Source organism: Fervidicoccus sp. SLHALR4, from assembly GCF_058692745.1.
The window spans coordinates 475015-493467 of the sequence record NZ_CP182483.1 but is presented as its reverse complement, the minus strand read 5'-3'; the positions used below and the strand labels follow the sequence as shown (position 1 = coordinate 493467).

Genomic DNA, 18453 nt, shown 5'->3' with positions numbered 1-18453 from the left:
GAGCCGGGAGGAGCCGAGCTCGTTATGGTGAGGGAGAGCTCTTGAGCAGGCCAGTTGGGCTCATAGCGAATCCCGCTTCCGGAAGGGACATAAGGAGGCTCGTGGCCCACGCCAGCGTCATAGACAACGTTGAGAAGGCCAACATGGTGAGGAGGATAATCGCAGCCCTTGACGCTCTAGGAATTGAGGAGATGCTGGTGATGCCTGAGACCTTCGGCATAGCCGAGAGGGCCCTCTCCCTCCTGCCTCAGAAGCCCAGGATGAGGGTTGAGTTCCTGGACATGAAGGTCAACGGCGACTGGAGGGACACGCTCACGGCAGCGGAGATGATGAAGGGTAGCGTGGGAAGCATAATAAGCATAGGGGGAGACGGGACCAACAGAGCCATTGCAAAGAGCGAGACCGATGCGCCTGTTATGCCCATTTCAACCGGGACGAACAACGTCTTCCCCATTCTGAAACAGTTTTGGTTTTTATAGGTATTGATAAGCGTTAATGAAATTTAAATATCTTATTGTTAGGAGGTATGCTGATGCTGTATGCCTATCTAGTCCTAGTTTCTTGGCTAGAGGTATTGCATCTACTGATGAATATGCTGGGTTCATGAGATGGAGTTTTCCATTATATCTTGGTATGAGAGTTTCTAGATTGTTTAAATACTGCCTTAGCGCAAATTTTGAAATTTTTCTATTAGCCGTTTTCGAATACTTTTTACTTCCTGGTTTAGTAAGCTTCTCAGCAACATAATCTCTCACTCCATGATGATAAGCATATTCTACTAGCTCAGCAAACGCTTTTCTCCGGATATCTTTTGCCCTTTCCTTTGGAAATCCAGGTGAAGTAACTTCATGGAAGTGCTTGCTCCTGATATCCAAGATATTTCCTTCTCTATCTACGATAACCATATTTACTCTATCAGGGTTGAAGTCGAAACCAGCTATATATCCACAATGCTTATTGCTCTCCATATTGTGACCTAGATGCCTTACATAAACTTCTAATGGGATGTTTACATGGATTTCCACGCTCTCTTTAAGGTATATCCCTACGCTGTAAGGAAGCAAAGAAGAGTTAGCTAACTCTTCTATTATTGGTACATATTTTTCACCGAATTTAGCCTTAGCAACTATCCACCTGTGTTTCCCTGTTGAAGAAGGTATTTTTATTTTAACAATATCACTTGTTTCAAATCTGATATTTCTATTTCCACTCTCATTACCTTTACCTACAGAAAATAGCTGTGGCTTCTTTAATTTTAAGTATGGCTGATCCTGGTAGAGCTTTGCCCTCTGTAGTGCAGAATAGGAGTAGTGAGCATTATTGAGTATTCGTGAAGTTAAGAGCTTAACTATCTCTGCATCGTTTAGCCCATCCCTCAACAATGAATGCGAATATTCCACAGCATCTCTAAAATTTCTCATAAGCAGGAGTAGCCATGCTCTGTCTTCAGAGGAGTTAAGTATTAACCTCCCCTTTATCGTAGGTTTCACTTCTTCCACTTTTCTACCACCATCCTTTGATTCTCCTCATCGTAATAAACAACGAGCTTATCACCTGCCTTCAAATTCAACCTCTCAGCGATTTCCTTAGGAATGGTCATCCTCATCTTTGGAAGTACCCTATACACACCTATTAGCTCCAAAATATCACCAGAAACACTTATATATCCTCGAATTTATAAATTTATTGAAACTCGACACCGATGAAGACGGCGAGGTGGATGAGCACTAGATGAATCCATGTTCGATGAGGGGAGTCACGAAGGAATGAATGGCTCCCGCAGTCGGGCATGAAGGATTCCATGGGTAATGAACACCTGTGTGGGTTAATCAAAGCCTACGTAGGTGCAAACCCTCCGCTGCCCAATCCCTGGAAGAGCTCGGCATCCGGACCTCCATCCTCTCCCCAACCAGCGTGGATTTGGAAAAGTACAGGGAGTTTTTCGGTCTCTCTCTGAGCGGCGTCAGAGTAATCGGGCCCAGGCTCAAGATGAAGAGGTTCGCCCTATACTCCAGGCTTCTCCTCCTCCCCATGCTCTCCAGGTATTCCGGGAAGGGAGAGATGGTCCTCATAGACTCTCCATTCTACAGGAAGGACGGGAGCCCTATAGCAGAATATATTCACTACCCCATCGAGCTCTACTTCAGAAATGCTACGGATTTCTCAGCCATGGAGAGAGCGGATCCGTACATAGCTGAGAAGTACGGCCGATTTCCGTGGAACATCTACCTGAAGTCTTTCCTGATGGCCGCTTCGAAGCTCTCCAGGAAGAACCCCTTCGAATCAGCATCTCTGGTTCTCGTCAACTCGGCCTGGACTGGGAACATAGTGAGGGATCTCTATGGAGAGAGGCCAGAGATTCTCAATCCTCCTCTTCCACCCTCAGTTGAAGCCGAGGCCTCCTCTCCTTTAGAACCATTCGAAGAGAGGGAAAACATTGCAGTTATGCTGGGGAGGTTCAGCGAGGAGAAGAGGTACCACTGGGTCATAGAGAGGGTGTTCCCAAAGGTCTTGAAGAAAATAGAGGGGGCAAGGCTCTACATAATTGGGTCCTCCAGCACTCCCCACTCGAAGGGATACTTAAATAGTCTCCTCAGGCTTGCTGAGAAGAGCTCCATGAAGGCTTCTTTTCACCCTGAATGCTCGGGGGAGGTGTGCTTTCTTCCCAATGCTCCAAGCTCACTGAAGAGTTCGATTTTTGGGAAGGCGAAGGTTTTTCTGCATGCGACAATCAACGAGCACTGGGGGATAGCTGTTTCCGAGGCTATGGCGAGGGGACTTCCGGTAGTTGTTCACAGATCCGGAGGCGCATGGAGCGATCTTGCCGAGCATGGGAAAAGGGGGATAGGATATGAGGATGAGGAAGAAGCAGCTGAAGCCATTGCAGAGCTCATGAGCAGGGGGGATCTCTGGAGGAAGTACTCGCAGCTCTCCCTCGAGAAGGCTAAAGAGCTTAGGTACGAGAAGTTCAAAGAGAGGCTCGGCTCCCTCATCCGCAAGCTGTAAATTGGAAAAGTTCTGCTAAATTTTTACTTGAAATAAAGCCTACTATCCTTTTAAACCTTAACACTCGAATAAGCATTAGATCAGGAAAATGGTGATGGAAGTTATGGAAAAGGCAAAGGCGACACCCCTCTTCATACTGTTGGCAGCATCGCTGGCAGCGACTGCGGTCTTCGCAAGCGTCTTCGTCTACTACCCGCTGAACATCTCGCTGACGCCATCCAAACCGGCAGTATACTTTGTCGCTGGTAGCAACGCTGGCCAGAATGACATCATGTATGGAACCGGGAACAATATCGCTGTAAGCGTTGATAGTGCAGACGCTTTTGCGCAGATAGAAGTCCACCCAACCTACCAGACAACCTACTACAAGAACGTGCTTAATATCACCAACCAGGACAGCCAGGCCTACTACGTCTGGCTCAACGTCATCAACCCAATAACGGTCAGAGGCAACCTGAGTTCAGCGGTTTTATATGTAATTGACGACTCAGGCAACCAGCACCTTGTTGACCTCCACCAAACTACGGGACCAGTGCTGGTAGGCCAGATATCTGGCGGAGCTACTTGGAGGATCGACCTGGAGTTCCAGATAACAGGCTATGGAAGCAATGGATCACCCAGCCAGGCGCCGATACTCTCAGACACATCTGCAAGCCTGAGGCTGATCTACTCTCCGTCTAGTGAGACACCGCCGTCGCCTTAAAGTGAGGTGACACGAAATATTGCCCCAAACAAATCCATTTTAACAAAAAAATTTTTTATTGTAGCTTCAGCTCTTATGCTCTCAGCTTTCCTGCTTCAAGCTTACGCGTCCGTGTTCGTATACCACCCCATCTCCGCGAATATTAAGCCCGTTAAGCCTCCTCTGATATTTCAACCTATTTCTACGGCAGGTGTATCTTCAGTCATAGATCCGACTAACACTTCTGCACAGGTGAACGTAACGATTCCTATTCAAGCTCAGCTTCTACAGAACCCAGATTTCAACGAGAGTTCTTCCCAGCTTGTCTATTGGAGCAACTATTCAAGCACAACCAATCTCGCATGGTCTGTAGCAACAGTTGTGAGTAACGACAATTACTCCGCAAGATACTCAGGGTCAATAACAAAAGGCACTTATACGGGCAGAATCAATCAGTCTGTAAACGTTTCAGGTCAACCATTAAATATAACAATTAGTTATCAAGTTCCCGTTCTCGATAAACCTATTTCTCTGAGTATAACCTTCGGCTTGTATAATCCTGCAAGAGGCTGGGTATGCTCAAATACGACTTCACTTTCTTCTACCACTACTTGGTGTACAGTCCCGTTTGTGTGTACCCCAACCGCTGGAACATATTACGCAATGCTCGAGATAATTGCTACGACTACAGCTAATGCTACAAAAAGTCTCAAAGTTGATATTGACTACTTCACGATTACATCTACCGGAGGAGCATTCAACGGCACAGTTCTTCAGGTGTATAACCAAGACTCCCAGCCTTACTACGCACTTCTAACACTCGATGCTACAGCGAGCACCTACAGCAATATTATCTCATGCAACATCACTCTAGGCAATTCAGAACCGATCCAGATCCGGAACGGCCAGATTGTAACAAGCAGTACATCAGAGGTGCAGGTGGCTAATCAAACCGCAGTCCCAATAAATGTTGACGTAACAGTTACAGGGGGTACTTCATCGCTCAATCTGACGCTGAAGTACTGCACACTGCCCGGAGGCAACGGCGCGTGTGTGTTCTATCCGCTGACCATAACGCTGAACTCGGGGTAGAAACTCATGAAGAAATGGGAAGCAGCAGTCCTCATCGCCGCAGCCTTCCTGATCGTGATGCTGACCCTCGGATCCAGGTTTTTCATATCCCCCATCTCTCTGGACATAGTCATCGGGCACTCCATGTACCCAACTTTGAAGCAGGGGGATCTAGCCCTCGGGATCTCGGCTTCCCTTTCCGGCTACAGGCCCGGGGACATAGTCATATACTGCAGGTCGGCCAGCTACTGCATAATACACAGGGTGATCGAGATAGGAAACGGAACCATAACCGCCAAGGGGGACTTCAACCCGATCCCGGATCCCCCAGTTAGCCCCAGCGAAGTCAAGTACAGGGTTGTATTCTCTATACCTGCCTGGATCTGGATCCCCTCCCTCTTCCTCCTCGCTTCCCTCTCATATCTCGACCTCAGAAGGCCCAAAGCATCCCTCCTCCTTCCATTCAACCTCGAAGCATTTCTCTACACTTTGATCCTCCTGGTCCTCTTCCTTGTATTCCTCTTCGCCATCGTCCAGGAGCCCGGCAGAGCCGCCACGATCCAGCTTCCATCTATGACCCTGAGGGGAATAGGCTTCGCCGAGAACAGGAGCACCGTGCTCATACATTACAACCTCTACAACCTCACGCCCCTCTCCGTTCAGTCCTGCTACGCTGGAGTCCCTCAGCTCTCCCTTCCGTGCTCTGCCTCCATAATAAACGGCAGCGCTGTTTCCGCTGACATCCCCAGCGGCCTCCTCGACTATTTATACAGCAATAATGAGGGGAGCTTCACGCTCAACATAACCCTCTCCCTGGACAAGGGCGCTCTGGTCGGGAGCTACCCCCTTGTCATATCGTGGCAGAGCCCTGCTCTCAGAATAGAGAACTCCACGCTCGTGATAGAGAACAGAAACCCCGTCCCCCTGAAGATCCTCAACTCCACTGTATACTACATGAACGCAACGGCCTACTACGGCTCCCCCCTGATGGTCGGGAAGATGAGCCTCCTCAACGAGACCGAAATACCTCCAATGGGGATCCTCAGGAAGCCCTTCCCTCCGGAGCAGGACTATGCATATGTGGAGGTATACTACGAGTACATGAACCAGACGGTGAGGTGGGTTGGAAAGGCTCAGTTCTCCTGAAGCTAAGAGGATCTTCTCCGCCCTCTCTGGGATTGCTCTGATCCTCTACGGGGTCCTCCTCCTTCTATCCTTGATCCTCCCAATCTACGAGCTGAAGGGGCCGGTAGAGGGGAAAATCTCTCTCTTCCATAGTGGCCTCTCCCTCTACGGCTCCCCCATAAGCATAGATGCGCTCAGCAGGGCCTCCCTCCTCTCCATCCCCCTCACTGCTATTGCTGCATCTTCTCTCATCCTCGGAGCTGCAGTCATTGCAGCCTCCGCGAGAAGGATCTCTTTTCCAGTTCTGCACAGAGCAGCCTTTTCCCTCTCCCTCTCCTTCCCCTCATCCTCAGCTTTGGCCTACTTATCCAGGCTCGTCCTCGTTGGGGAGGCAATGAGGGAGATCCCCCTCAATCTTGGAGGAGTGACTTCAGCAGGGATGATAATCATGCCGCCTGTCCAAGTTGCTTCTGGTCCTTCCCTCGCGCTCCTCACCCCGCTCCTCTCAATATTCCCGCCCGTCCTGGCAATGGCTCTGGCTTCGGTGAGCGCTTACTTAAATGCATACACCTCCTGACTATCGCAGTACTTTCAATTCAGCAACCTCAATGATGCATCTAGATCCTCAGACCTCCCTTCCTCCCCTCCCTTATCGCGGCCCTGTAGTCTATCACCCGGAGCCCCTTCCTCACAACAGCTGCCTCCACCTCATCCCCTTCCTTGATGATGACCTCCCTCTCCCCGTCCAGTGCTAGAACGGATGGAGAGGTTCTGAGGGGAACCTTTTCCCCATCCCCGATCCTCTTCCTTTCCCCCACCCTGACCTCCCTCAGCGCTCCTGGAGCTATCGGGCACAGCACAGCCTCTCCCCCCTCATCTCCAACCGAAACATAAGCGCCGCCCTCGTCCATCTCCCCTATCTCGAAGAAGGCCCCAGGTATGGAGCTCAGCCCGATATTGTATGGGGCAGAAACAGAGGCGACTATTTCCCTCACTAGCTCTGGCCTCCACACGGCCCTCGAACCTACGAACTGGTGGAGGGTTGCGCTCACCTCAATCAAGGCTATGTCCTCCAGCTTTCCGTTCCTGTATACCTCCACCCTCTTGGACCTGAACGTCACCTTTTCAGGATCAGCTGCGCCGAGGGCGACAGTCCCAGCAGCTATTGCAGCTATCGTAGCCTCTATCATGACGGGGAAGACGTTGTTCGTCCCGGTGGAAATGGGCATAACAGGCACATCTGTCTCGCTCTTTGCGATGGCTCTGTTGGTCCCGTCTCCCCCTATGCTTATTATGCTCCCCGCAACGCCCTTCATCATCTCCGCTGCCGTGAGCGTGTCTCTCCAGTCGCCGTTGACCTTCATGTCTAGGAACTCAACCCTCATCCTGGGCTTCTGAGGCAGGAGGGAGAGGGCCCTCTCGGCTATGCCGAAGGTCTCAGGCATCACCAGCATCTCCTCAATTCCTAGAGCGTCAAGGGCTGCGATTATCCTCCTCACCATGTTGGCCTTCTCAACGTTGTCTATGACGCTGGCGTGGGCCACGAGCCTCCTTATGTCCCTTCCGGAAGCGGGATTCGCTATGAGCCCAACGGGCCTGCTCAAGAGCTCTCCCTCACCATAACGGTAACGGCGGCAACAGCAACGATCATTTCGCTGCTTCTGTCCCCCAACCTCTCAAGCCCTATGCACTCTGCGCTGAGCCCTCCCTCCCTTATTTCAGCGCCGAGGATCCTGTAGCACTCCCCTCCAGGAAGAGCCTTCAGCACCTCCTCTCTCTTAACCTCCCTGCTCCGCGGAACCCCGACCTCGATGGAAACGGCGAACTCCTTCCCCTTTTCCGTAAGGTATGGGATGCAGACTCTAGATATGGCATCCTTCACGGCCCTGACTGCGGCCTTCGTTGGGTCCTGGCCGTGCTGGTCTATTCCCAGCCCGACCTCCACGAGGAGCTTCCTGTAGCCCTCACTCCCCACTCCACTTCACTTCCCCCGGATTTTCCATGTAGTGCTTTATTCTTCCCAGGAACCTCGCGGCTGGGGCTCCATCGTTCACCCTGTGGTCGAACGTTAGAGAGAGGAAGGAGAACTTCCTCCACTCGATCCCCCCGTCTTTCCCCATGACGGGCTTCTCGAACGTAGCATTGACTCCAAGTATGGCTACCTGCGGCGGATTTATTATCGGGTTGAATGTGCTCACCCCCAGCATGCCGAGGTTTGTTATCGTGAACGTCCCCCCAACTATGTCCTTCTCCTTCAGCATCCCCTTTCGGGCCCTCTCAGCAGCATCCTCGAACTCCCTGCTCAGCTCATTTATGCTTCTTTTATCGACCCTCCTGACAACCGGAGTGAAGAGGCCAAGGGGGGAGTCTACAGCGAAAGCTATGTTGACGTCCTCGTATATTGATATCTCGCTCCCGTCGAATGTCGCATTGAAGCTGGGGAACTCCTTGAGAGCGTGAGCCACAGCCTTCCCGATCATTATTGTGAGAGAGGGGGACTTCCCTGCCTCATCCTTCATCTCCTCCCTCTTCTTCAGCATCTCCTCCATGGAGACCTCCATGTTGAGGGTGACGTGGACAGCTTGGCTGTAGCTTCTGTATAGGTTCTGGGCTATCGTCTTCCTTATGCCCACGAACTTCCTCTTCTCCTTGAGTTTTGGTAAATAGGCCTCTGCTATGTAGGCCTCGACGCTCTCCTTATCGAGCTTCCCGAACTTCCTCCTCACATCCTCCTCCTTTATGTCGTACTGGTCGAGCAGAAACCTGATCTCTTCTTCCCCCATGATGAGATCACGCCTTCTCTATTATGGCTATGGCCTCCCCTACGGGGACTTCCTCTCCCTCCTTCCTCAAGATCTTCTTCAGCACTCCGTCCTCCGGGGACTTAACTTCACCGCTGATCTTCTCCGTCTCTATGGCAGCTATGGGCTCATCCCTCTTCACGGGATCCCCCTCCTTCTTGAGCCAAGAAACTATGGTCCCGGACCTCATGGTGAGGCCCAGCTTGGGCATTACCACCTCCACTTCAACCAATCCAGACACCTCATTTCAAAGAATGCTTGGAAAAAATTATTTGAATACCTCGTCTCCGCTCTTCACCCCGAGGGCGGGGTGAAGGTCGAACCTGACAACCCCGACCCTCGCCCTTCCCGCAACTGCCTCCGAGACGAGGGCAACCCCTCTGTTCCCGAAGCCGCCGCACAGCTCGATCGTTTTTATTCCCCTCTCGACCAGCCTCTTGGCAAGGTCCGCAGCTTCCGCGTAGCTCCCAACCCCGTAGACCTCCAGCTCCACCGATGGAGTTGAGACCAAAGCTCTATCGGCATCGCTCCTCGCGCCTGGGGCTATGAATATGAACGCGGCCTTAAGCTTCTCCGCCAAGCTATCACTCCTCCATTGTCTTCCTAACAGCCTTCTCGATGTCGCTCTCGCTCGGTATCCATTCGGGCTCCAGGGCCGGGCTGAACGGTACCGGAGTGTCCGGAGGGGTCACGAGCTTCACTGGGGCCTTGAGGCTCCTGAATGCCATGCTTGCAGCCATCGCTGCTATGTCTGCTGCGAATCCGCACCTCGGATAGCCCTCATCAACTACGACAAGCCTCCCCGTCTTCTTGACGGAATCGAGGATTGCATCAGCATCGAGGGGCTTCAGGCTCCTGGGATCTATAACCTCAGCTTCGATCCCCTCCTTGGACAGCTTCTCCGCAACCTTCAGAGACTTGTGGACCATCGCCGCCGTCGCAACTATTGTTACATCCTTTCCCTTCCTCTTGACATCCGCGACTCCGAGCGGTATCTCGTACTCTCCTTCGGGGACGTGCCCTTTCAGCCCGTACAGCCCCTTGTGCTCTATGAAGATGACCGGGTCGTCGTCCTTTATGCTCGATATCAGCAAGCCCTTCGCATCGTAAGGAGTTGAGGGCATGACGACCTTGAGTCCTGGGACGTGGACGAATATCGCGTGGAGGGACTGGCTGTGCTGAGCAGCAGCGCTGAAACCTGCTCCTGCCACCGTCCTGAGGACGAGGGGTATCTTAGCCCTCCCCCCGAACATGTACCTCATCTTGGCCGCCTGATTGTATATCTGGTCGAACGCTACTCCGAGGAAGTCTATGAACATGAGCTCCACAACGGGCCTGTATCCCACTGCTGCCGCTCCAACGCCTGCCCCTATGAAGCCGCTCTCAGCTATTGGCGTATCCCTCACCCTCTCGGGCCCGTACTTCTCTATGAGCCCCTTTGTTACTCCGAACACTCCTCCGTAGACTCCAACATCCTCTCCCATCACTATGACCTTCTCGTCTTTAGACATCATTATGTCGAGGGCTTCGTTGAGGGCCTCCGCGAAGGTTATGACTCTCTCTCCCATTCTGCTCACCTCTAAATCTTCCACTCCCAAACGAGCACCCCTTTGGTCGGGGTGGAGAACACATCTTCATAGAGCTCGCTCGGCTCCGGATAGGGGCTCTCTTCAGCGAACTTCACAGCATCCCTGACCTCCTCCACCACCTTCGAGTCTATGCTCTTCAGCTCCTCCTCGCTGGCTATCCCCATGTCCAGAAGCTTCCTCTTGAACAGCTCGATGGGGTCCTTGTTCTTCCTCCACCACTCCACCTCTTCTCTCTTCCTGTAGACCTGGGGATCCCCCTCGAAGTGGCCCATGTACCTGTAGGTCTTCGCCTCGATGAGCGTAGGCCCCTCCCCCCTCCTCGCCCTCTCCACGGCCTCCTTCACGACTTCATAGACAGCCAACACGTCCTGCCCATCTACTTCCACACCGGGAACCCCGTAGGCCGATCCTCTCTCGGCAACGCTCCTTATGGCCTGCTGCTTCGAGTATGGCAGGGAGATCTGGTAGAGGTTGTTCTCGCATATGAAGACGACCGGAAGCTTCCATATTGAAGCAAGGTTCAGCCCCTCGTGGAAGTTCTGCTGGTTTGAAGCGCCGTCTCCGAAGAAAGCTGCAGCTACTCTGTCAGACTTCGAGAGCTTGAATGCCAGGGCCGCGCCGACCGCGTGGGGTATGCCTCCCCCAACTATGCCGTTGGCCCCCAGCTCCCCCTTCCTGAGGTCAGCTATGTGCATTGATCCTCCCTTCCCCTTGCAGACCCCTGTCTTCTTGCCGTACAGCTCCGCCCACATCTCCTTCAGCGATCCTCCCTTTGCTATGAAGTGACCGTGACCTCTGTGAGTGCTCGTTATCACATCATCTTCCCTCAGATTGGCCATAGCCCCTACAGCAACCGCCTCCTCACCAGCGTAGAGGTGAACGAACCCTGGGATCTTCCCCAGAGAGAAGTGCCTTGAAGCCTCCTCCTCGCTCTTCCTTATCTTCACCATCGTCTCGTACATCCAGAGGAGCTTGTCCCTCGGGATCTCCTCTCTCGACAATTTCCCACCGTTTTCTAACTAATGCACTTCTCAATGATAAGGATTTCCTTTTGAAATTATTTTAATAATTAAATAATCATGGAAAGATAGTCGGTTGCAAAACAGCCCTCCATTCTCGAGGAGCTTCCTGCAGGGCGGCTCGCAGCTTTTCTCATCATTAAACTGCAGAGCAGCGAGCACCCTCACCTCGCTGGAAGCCCTTTTAACGCTTCATCACTGTTCCTCCAGCTTTCACGCAGCTGCCGAAAACATCCTTGGAGCGCTGCCGAGATAAAGCTACCTCTCCCTGAGTATGATGAAGGCATTGAGAGCGTGGAGGGCTGCGGCGAAAATCAAGTGCCCGAATCCTCCGGGAATGTGGGACCTGAGGAAGCCTCCGATGAAGGGAGAAGGAATAGCCGCGAGCGTGGCATAGAAGTTGATGGAAGCCATGTACTTCCCTCTCTCCCAGCTCTCCGTCCTCTTCATGAAGTAGGAGCTGTACCCGGGGGCCCAAGAAGCAATGTTGACTCCCAGGAGGGCGAAGGCAGCGGAGAGGAAAGGAGAGCTTCCTCCTCCAGCGATTCCGAGAGAGAGGAAGACGGCGGAGGCCGAGGTAGTTATCTCGGAGAAGGAGAGGAGCTTCTCCGGCCTCACTCTGTCGGCGAGCATCCCAAAAGGAAACTGCAGTGCCAGCCAAGCTGCGTTTTGAACGGAGTAGAGCAGCGCAGAGCTTTCAGCAGGTATCCCTTCAGAAGCCATCAGCGCAAATATCAGCGGGACCCATGTATAGTAGGTGAACCTGTCCAGGGTGGCGAAGATCGCGAACCCCCTGAGCTTCTCCGGAATCGATGAAACTCCAAAGCCTCCAGCAGCCCTTCCGCGAGCTTCAGTCTTTATCAAAGATGAGGAAGCGGCGGAGGAGGCGAACAGCAGGGAAGAAAAGGCGAAGACCCCAGGATATCCGAGAGACGACCTCAACAGATCTCCAGCTATGGGGCCGATTATCATCGCTACCGCTGTTCCCCCCATGGCAATCCCCACCACCGTCCCGGTCCTGATGCCTCCAACTTCTATGGCAAGGAGGTTTCTGGCTACCGCTCCTCCGAGAAAAGAGGAGTTCAGAGCCAGCACAGAGAGGAAGAACATTATGGGGGATCTGCTGGAAATGGCAAAGATCGGTGAGAGAGCGCCTGCGAGGGAAGAAAGCATCACAGCTTTTTCCCTCCCTAGCGTATCCGAAGCTCTGCCGATCATGAGTATGAACAGCGCAACCCCCAGGTAAGAGAGGGATTCCAGGATCGACTGGAGGGAGTACCTTATCCCTCCCTCTTCGGCATAGTACCTCAGCTGGTAGCTGTACGAAGAGTAGGCGAGCCCGAAGAGGAGGTAGGTTGCAAACAGAAGCGCAGGGTACTTCCTGGAGGCACAGCACGAGCTTTTAAATTCCCCGCCCAACTAGATCACCTCGGTGGTGAGCAATGGAGCTCAAGTTCTCGGGAAAGAGGATCAGAGTGTACGCCGGTATGATCAGGGGGCCGGAGGGCTCAGAGTCGTACAGGGAAGTTGTGAGGCACCCAGGAGCAGTCGTAGTCTTAGCTGTCCGCGAGGGGAAGGTCCTGCTCATAAGGCAGTACAGGCACGCTGTAGGGAAGTGGCTGCTTGAGCTCCCAGCTGGCACCCTGGAGGAGGGGGAGAGGCCTGAGGAGGCGGCTGCGAGGGAGCTGGCTGAGGAGACCGGGTACAGGGCCGAGAAGCTCAAAAAGCTCATTAGCTTCTACTCATCCCCCGGCATTTCGGATGAGATCCTGCACGTGTTCCTGGCGGATGGCCTCAGAGAAGGAGCTCCGCACAGAGAGGAGGGAGAGATCATAGAGAACCTTTGGGTGGATCTCGGAGAGGCCTTGAAGATGATCGAAAGGAACGAGATAGAGGATGCAAAGACCATAGCAGCTGTCCTCTACTACTCGAGGTTCTCCCAGTGATGCCCTTCGTGCTCGTGCTCCTCCTCAGGCTCATACGCCTCAGCAGCTTCTCTCAGCTCACCTCTGAGAAGGGCCTCGACTGCCTCAGAAAGCTTCGGCATCTCGTTTCCTTTGCTAGGATAGAAGAACACCTTCACTCCCGCCTCTCTGAGCAGCTCGAATGCTCTGTTTCCCATTCCAAGCGCAAGGACAGCATCGGGCTTGAGAGAGAGAATGAAATCTATTATTCCAACTCCTCTCCCGTGCTCGTGGCTCCTGTATGGATTCTCCTTCGCTTCAATTGACTCGATCTTCCCCTCTCTGGCTTCCACAACAGCAAAATAGGGAGCCCTCCCGAAGTGGGGATAGAGGAGGAATTTATCCCCGGCCTTAGCGACAGGAGAAACTATCCTCAACAGCTACACCTCAGGTCTCGATAGCTCCACGCCCCTTATTAAAGCATATGGAGCCCTTGTTGGGATCTCCACTTCCCACCACCACACATCGCTCCTCTCTCTGCTGAGCTGCTCCACGCTTTTGAGCATTTTGGGGAAGGAGGAGGAAAGCCTTATCCTCCCGACATTGCCCACGACCTCGCCATTCCTCACCAGGAGAGCTGCATCCCTGGAGACAGTTGAGAACTGGCCCTCCACATAGCTCTGGAGCCTGGTGTACCAGTTGTTCATCACTACAATCCCGTTCCTGAGCTCTCTGCTCATCTCCCCTTCGGCCAAATCTCCAGGCGGGACCTCCAGGTTCCACGCTCTCGGCATGGTCCACCCAGCATTTCCAGTGCTCCTCGAGCCGTTCCTCGAAGCAGTTGCAGAGTTGTGCAGGAGGGTCTTCAGCTTTCCCCTCTCTATCAGTGCCTTATCCTCCGTTTCAACCCCCTCATCATCGAAGAAGGCTCCTCCGGGCAGCGAGAGGTCTCTCGGCACATCGAGCAGCGAGAACAGCTCGTTCGCAACAGCATCTCCAGGCTTGAATGTTGAGAGGAAGGAGTACCCCATCATAACAGCGAGGGCTGAGGACATGAAGGCGAGGATGTTCATCAGGTTCCCCATCACCATTGGGGAGATGATGACGTCGTATCTCCCGGGGGAGAACTCCGCCTTTTTTCTGGAGAGCTGAGCTATCTCTCCAGCCCTCCTCCCGACCTCCCTGAGAGAGGATTCGCTCAGCTTAGAAGACCCTATGCTCCAGTGGCCGCTTCCCTCTCCCGAGAACGCCCTCAGATGAAAGCCCACGGAGCTCCTCTCCTCTTCTCCCTCGAATCCAGATGTCGTCGAGAGGGCCCTTCTGAACACCTCGAGCGTGAGAGTTCCCGAAGACCTCTCAGCTCCAGCCTTTGCAGCTTCATCCACAGCTCCCATCGCAAGCGGAACGGGATCCTCGAGAAAGCTCTTCACTCTTGGATCCGCAGCTCCTTTGAGGAGAGGCCCTCCTTCCCAGCGCGGGAGGGGGGAGTAGAGCTCCGAGCGCTCCATCCTCCTCGCAATGCTCTCTATCCTTCCAGCCTCCTCGGCAATCTTCCTCGGATCCGATGTTGAAAGCTCGAGGACCACAACCCTCTCCTCGATCCCGAGCCTCAGGTACACATCAACGGTCTTCCACCTCTGCACCGTAGCTATATCGCTGTCCCATATCTTCACGAGGGCTCTATCCCTCTCCACGGTAAGAACTGCTGCGTCCTGCCATCTTCCCTTGATCGAGTTCAGTATCTGCGAGGAAATTTCCAGAGCTCCCATATTAATCACCCAGCCCTCTCACCTTCACACCCGAAATCCTCACGTTGGGTCCTCCGAACCAGACGGGGACCCCCTGGTGCGGCTCCCCCTTTCCGCAGGTTCCGGGGAAGAACCTTAGATTCCTGTCCTTTGCAACTATCTTTCCGTAGAAGTCCCCGGTCGTTATCTCCACAACGGGGTTGAGCACCGGCTCGGCTATCTCCCCATTCCTGATGAGATACGACTCGAGCCCCACGTACCTCTGGTTCCACCTAACATCATCTATGTTCCACTCCATGTAGCTCTTCATGAAGAGCCCCAGGGAGACATCCTCTATCATCTCCTCGAACTCCATATCCCCTGGCTCCATGTAGGTGTTGCTCATCCTGACGAGTGGCTCCACAGCGTAGCTCATCGCCCTCGCAGCTCCGTTGCTCCTCCTTCCCAGAATGAAGGCAGTTTCCCTGTTGAGCAGCATCTCTGAGATCATCCCCTCTCTGTAGAGGTACCTCAGCCTTGCTGGAACCCCCTCATCGTCGTACAAGTAGAAACCCATGCTCCCGGGGATAGTGGGATCCTCTATCACCGTTGCCATCCTGCTCCCCATTTTAGTCCCGATCATATCGGGCTTAACGAAGGACTCCCCGGCCTGAGCGGCTTCCCTCCCCAGCACTCTGTCGGCCTCCATGGGGTGGCCCGAGGACTCGTGGACAGCTAGCCCCACTATCTCCTGCCCCAGCACGAGCTCCAGCCTCTCGCTGGGAGGCCTCCCTCCCCTCAGCATGACCCTCTCCAGCCTGGATGCTTCCTCGGACACCTCTTCCTCCATGTTCCACTCACCGAAAAGCTCCGCTCCCCCGCTCCCGCCGAACTCCCTCCACCTCTGCATGGTCCTCCCCCCTCCTTCAAGAACGTAGTTAAGCGAAGCGTAGGCCCTGGGGACAGTCGAGCGGACGTGCGCCCCATCGCTTGTCAGGAGGAGCTTCTCCTGCATGTGGACAGAGAAGGATGCAGCGAGGACGGAGAGCTTCGCTTCCTTCAGCGATTCCTTCACCCTGTCCTCGATAGCTTTCCCGCTCTCCACGAGCTCCCCCATATCCAAATCCTCTATACTCCTCTTCTGGAAAACCTGGTACGAAGCCCTTCCGAGCCTCTCTTCGCTCACTCCAGCCTTCCTCCTCTTGGATTTTGAAGCAGACCTCGCAGCAGATAGAGCAGCATTGAGGGCATCGCTGAGAGAGCTCGATGAGAGTATGTTTGTTGAGGCGAATCCAAAGCCCCCATCGAGAAGCACCCTTATCCCAACTCCGCTGCTGCTGAAGGAGGAAATGCTAAGGACTTTTCCGTTCCTCATCATGAGGGACCTCCCGCTGTCCCTCTGGTACCTGACCTCCACATACCTAGCACCCATCTGCATGCCTCTCTCTATCAGGCCAAGAAGAAGGTCCTCATCGATTTCAGCATCCATAGCGAGCACCTGGATCATGGTTGAGGAAGGATAAATATACGCTTTTCTCCCATATATTCTCGGATGATAGAATGAGCAGGGAGCCCAGGGATTTCGGCCTGACGGTCATAGTGGGGCCCATGTTCTCAGGGAAGACCACGGAGCTGCTCAGGCTGCTGAACAGGTACAGGCTAGCTGGCTACAGAGCTGTTCTCCTCAAGCCCTCCATAGATACGAGGTACTCCGAAAGGGAAGTCGTCAGCCACGACGGCCTGAAGATGGAGTCAATAATTGTTAATCCAAGCTATGAGGGCCTCTTCTCAGCGCTTGAGATGCTTCGGGATGCTGATGCAATCGGAATAGATGAGTTCCAGTTCTTCGAGAACGATCACAGGATAATCGACCTCCTCCTGGGGCTCAGCTTGGAGAGGAAGGTTTTCGTGGCAGCCCTCAATCTGGATTTCAGGGGGGAGCCCTGGGAAATAGTGAAGGAGCTCCTTCCCAGGGCCGACGAAATAATATCCCTCCAGGCCGTCTGCACCTATATAGACCCCAAGACCGGGAAGAGGTGCGGGGCGCCGGCAACAAGAACGCAGAGGCTCATCGACGGGAAGCCTGCACCAAGGGATGCCCCGAGGATATTGATAGGCGGGAGGGAGAGCTACGAGCCGAGGTGCAGGAGGCACCACGAAGCAGTTTAGCTCCTCCTCGCGGAGTATGAGAGCGCAGTCCCGAGAACGCTCAGCGCAATGTATATCTCCAGGCCGACAAGCAGGCTGCGGTTCAGAGGAGAAAAGATGCCCTCAACAGAAGTTATTATGGATGTGCTGATGGCCTGCCCGAAGTACCTCATTGTTGCCAGAAATGCCAGAGAAGACGCGAATGCCTCCCTAGGAGTATAGGACACGATGGCAGTTGTGTTGGGGGAGGCGAAGAGCGCGAATCCAACGCCTATCAGCACAAGGGATAAGTAAACGGACGCGAATCCTCGGGATGAGACAACTGGAAGGAGGGATGCAATTCCCACAGAGATTATGCCCATTCCGCTCGTTGCTATCAGTGAGGGATCGATCTTCTCGGCCAAATAGCCGGCCAGGGGGGATAGGGCGGCCTGTATTACGGGCTGAACAGTTAGGACAGCCCCCGCCTCGAGAGGGCTCAACCCCCTTATCTTTTCCAGATACACGCTGAGGAGCACCGTCAATGCGAACGTGGCGCTGTAGTTGAGCATGGCGGCAGCATAAGACATCAGGAGCCTTGGATTGAAGAGGGAGTGATGCAGGAGCGCCTCCCTCCTCCTCTCCAGAAGCATCAGAAGCAAGAAAGCTATGGAGCCGGAGAGGATCAGAGCTGCCCCGAGGGAGGGCTCATTCATGAGCGAAGTCCCGTAAGCTATGGCAACAGTCGAGATGGTGAATATGATGGACTCGAGAGCTCCGGGAGGGTTCATGGATCCCCTCTTCCTCTCCACGGAGGGGAGAGCTGCTGCTAGGCTGGCCGCGGAGACTGCGAAGGTGAACAGAAATATGGACCTCCAGCCGAGAAGAGAAGTCAGGGCACCACCAAGCAGGGGGCCGAGGCTCAGCCCTAGATACACAGCCATAGTGTTTATCCCGATCACCCTCCCCCTCCTCTCCGGAGGAAAGGCCTCCGAGATGAGAGCTACAGCCACTGATGTGACAAGAGCGCCGCTGATCCCCTGGATTGCCCTCACCGCGAAGAATGCATATGGATCCCTCGAAGGAATGAGAGCTGCAGCAGAGGATGCTGTGAAGAGGAGGAGTCCAGCAATATAAACAAAACTTCTCCCGATCCAGTCCCCAATTCTTCCTGCTATCAGTACAGTTGCTGCCAAAGGAATTAGGAAGGAGTTGTTTGCCCAATTTGCAAAGGAGAGGGAAATACGCAGGTCTTCAGCTATAGTAGCTATTGCCACGCTCACGCTGCTCGATAGGAAGGGGACGAGCGAGCTCGCCAGCGTGGTCGAGAGGAGCAAAACCCAGGGTCTCCTGCTCAAGATAGGGCACCGGAAACAGCTGAAGCTTAAAGATCGCCTGAAAG

Annotated in this window: 22 protein-coding genes; 8 read left to right on the top strand and 14 right to left on the bottom strand. The window is 53.7% G+C overall.

Annotation, left to right across the window (positions count from 1 at the left end):
- The first annotated feature begins 41 nt into the window (after positions 1–41).
- Positions 42–479 carry an NAD(+)/NADH kinase gene (locus ACLGLO_RS02570; protein WP_492128837.1) on the top strand — a complete coding sequence of 146 codons (438 nt, stop codon included), beginning with the start codon at positions 42–44 and terminating at the stop codon, positions 477–479.
- On the opposite strand, the gene ACLGLO_RS02565 is transcribed toward ACLGLO_RS02570, so the two are convergent.
- Both ACLGLO_RS02565 and ACLGLO_RS02560 read right to left on the bottom strand, forming a co-directional pair.
- Positions 474–1499, bottom strand: a complete 1026-nt coding sequence (locus tag ACLGLO_RS02565; RefSeq protein ID WP_492128836.1) for a transposase family protein — start codon at positions 1497–1499, stop codon at positions 474–476. The genes ACLGLO_RS02570 and ACLGLO_RS02565 overlap by 6 nt on opposite strands.
- Positions 1487–1642: an AbrB/MazE/SpoVT family DNA-binding domain-containing protein gene (locus ACLGLO_RS02560; RefSeq protein ID WP_492128835.1), complete on the bottom strand. Its 156-nt coding sequence runs from the start codon at positions 1640–1642 to the stop codon at positions 1487–1489. Before ACLGLO_RS02560 ends, ACLGLO_RS02565 begins: the two co-directional genes overlap by 13 nt.
- A gap of 176 nt (positions 1643–1818) precedes the next feature.
- Between ACLGLO_RS02560 and ACLGLO_RS02555 the strand changes: the two genes are divergently transcribed.
- From ACLGLO_RS02555 to ACLGLO_RS02535, 5 genes are all read left to right on the top strand, one after another.
- Positions 1819–3006 (top strand): glycosyltransferase, encoded by a 1188-nt coding sequence (locus ACLGLO_RS02555; RefSeq protein WP_492128834.1) that lies wholly within the window; start codon positions 1819–1821, stop codon positions 3004–3006.
- Positions 3007–3277: 271 nt separating this feature from the next.
- Positions 3278–3709 carry a hypothetical protein gene (locus tag ACLGLO_RS02550; protein WP_492128833.1) on the top strand — a complete coding sequence of 144 codons (432 nt, stop codon included), beginning with the start codon at positions 3278–3280 and terminating at the stop codon, positions 3707–3709.
- Positions 3710–4318: 609 nt separating this feature from the next.
- Entirely contained in the window at positions 4319–4780 is a 462-nt protein-coding gene (locus ACLGLO_RS02545) for a hypothetical protein (protein WP_492128832.1), read from the top strand.
- 6 nt (positions 4781–4786) lie between these two features.
- Entirely contained in the window at positions 4787–5905 is a 1119-nt protein-coding gene (locus ACLGLO_RS02540) for a signal peptidase I (RefSeq protein ID WP_492128831.1), read from the top strand.
- Entirely contained in the window at positions 5883–6461 is a 579-nt protein-coding gene (locus ACLGLO_RS02535; protein WP_492128830.1) for a hypothetical protein, read from the top strand. Before ACLGLO_RS02540 ends, ACLGLO_RS02535 begins: the two co-directional genes overlap by 23 nt.
- A 40-nt stretch (positions 6462–6501) precedes the next feature.
- Here ACLGLO_RS02535 and ACLGLO_RS02530 read toward each other — a convergent pair whose 3' ends face one another.
- The 8 genes from ACLGLO_RS02530 to ACLGLO_RS02495 all read right to left on the bottom strand — a co-directional run bounded on the left by ACLGLO_RS02530 (position 6502) and on the right by ACLGLO_RS02495 (position 12712).
- Positions 6502–7488, bottom strand: coding sequence for an NAD(+)/NADH kinase (locus ACLGLO_RS02530; protein WP_492128829.1), 987 nt, complete (start codon positions 7486–7488; stop codon positions 6502–6504).
- Positions 7485–7859, bottom strand: coding sequence for a Lin0512 family protein (locus ACLGLO_RS02525; protein ID WP_492128828.1), 375 nt, complete (start codon positions 7857–7859; stop codon positions 7485–7487). Before ACLGLO_RS02525 ends, ACLGLO_RS02530 begins: the two co-directional genes overlap by 4 nt.
- Positions 7849–8667 (bottom strand): dihydrolipoamide acetyltransferase family protein, encoded by an 819-nt coding sequence (locus ACLGLO_RS02520; RefSeq protein ID WP_492128827.1) that lies wholly within the window; start codon positions 8665–8667, stop codon positions 7849–7851. The genes ACLGLO_RS02525 and ACLGLO_RS02520 overlap by 11 nt, the downstream gene beginning before the upstream one ends.
- A gap of 7 nt (positions 8668–8674) precedes the next feature.
- Positions 8675–8908: a biotin/lipoyl-containing protein gene (locus ACLGLO_RS02515; RefSeq protein WP_492129119.1), complete on the bottom strand. Its 234-nt coding sequence runs from the start codon at positions 8906–8908 to the stop codon at positions 8675–8677.
- 45 nt (positions 8909–8953) lie between these two features.
- Complete coding sequence (locus ACLGLO_RS02510) at positions 8954–9265, bottom strand: DUF6506 family protein (RefSeq protein WP_492128826.1); 312 nt, start codon at positions 9263–9265, stop codon at positions 8954–8956.
- Between the two features lie 4 nt (positions 9266–9269).
- Entirely contained in the window at positions 9270–10253 is a 984-nt protein-coding gene (locus ACLGLO_RS02505) for an alpha-ketoacid dehydrogenase subunit beta (RefSeq protein ID WP_492128825.1), read from the bottom strand.
- An 11-nt stretch (positions 10254–10264) separates the two neighbouring features.
- The gene (locus ACLGLO_RS02500) at positions 10265–11236 is read right to left on the bottom strand and encodes a thiamine pyrophosphate-dependent dehydrogenase E1 component subunit alpha (protein WP_492129118.1); all 972 of its coding nucleotides are present in this window, start codon (positions 11234–11236) and stop codon (positions 10265–10267) included.
- 315 nt (positions 11237–11551) lie between these two features.
- Entirely contained in the window at positions 11552–12712 is a 1161-nt protein-coding gene (locus ACLGLO_RS02495) for an MFS transporter (protein ID WP_492128824.1), read from the bottom strand.
- A gap of 23 nt (positions 12713–12735) precedes the next feature.
- On the opposite strand from ACLGLO_RS02495, the gene ACLGLO_RS02490 reads away from it, so the two are divergent.
- Positions 12736–13239, top strand: coding sequence for an NUDIX hydrolase (locus ACLGLO_RS02490; protein WP_492128823.1), 504 nt, complete (start codon positions 12736–12738; stop codon positions 13237–13239).
- On the opposite strand, the gene ACLGLO_RS02485 is transcribed toward ACLGLO_RS02490, so the two are convergent.
- The 3 genes from ACLGLO_RS02485 to ACLGLO_RS02475 are packed head-to-tail and all read right to left on the bottom strand — an operon-like array spanning position 13218 to position 16413.
- Positions 13218–13634, bottom strand: coding sequence for a NifB/NifX family molybdenum-iron cluster-binding protein (locus ACLGLO_RS02485; protein WP_492128822.1), 417 nt, complete (start codon positions 13632–13634; stop codon positions 13218–13220). The two genes, ACLGLO_RS02490 and ACLGLO_RS02485, sit on opposite strands and share 22 nt — an antisense overlap.
- A 3-nt stretch (positions 13635–13637) precedes the next feature.
- A complete protein-coding gene (locus ACLGLO_RS02480; RefSeq protein ID WP_492128821.1) occupies positions 13638–14966 on the bottom strand; it encodes a metallopeptidase TldD-related protein in 1329 nt (442 codons plus the stop codon).
- 1 nt (position 14967) lies between these two features.
- A complete protein-coding gene (locus tag ACLGLO_RS02475; protein WP_492128820.1) occupies positions 14968–16413 on the bottom strand; it encodes a TldD/PmbA family protein in 1446 nt (481 codons plus the stop codon).
- A 71-nt stretch (positions 16414–16484) separates the two neighbouring features.
- On the opposite strand from ACLGLO_RS02475, the gene ACLGLO_RS02470 reads away from it, so the two are divergent.
- Positions 16485–17093, top strand: coding sequence for a thymidine kinase (locus tag ACLGLO_RS02470; RefSeq protein WP_492128819.1), 609 nt, complete (start codon positions 16485–16487; stop codon positions 17091–17093).
- Here ACLGLO_RS02470 and ACLGLO_RS02465 read toward each other — a convergent pair.
- Positions 17090–18409: an MFS transporter gene (locus ACLGLO_RS02465; RefSeq protein WP_492128818.1), complete on the bottom strand. Its 1320-nt coding sequence runs from the start codon at positions 18407–18409 to the stop codon at positions 17090–17092. The two genes, ACLGLO_RS02470 and ACLGLO_RS02465, sit on opposite strands and share 4 nt — an antisense overlap.
- Between the last annotated feature and the right edge of the window lie 44 nt (positions 18410–18453).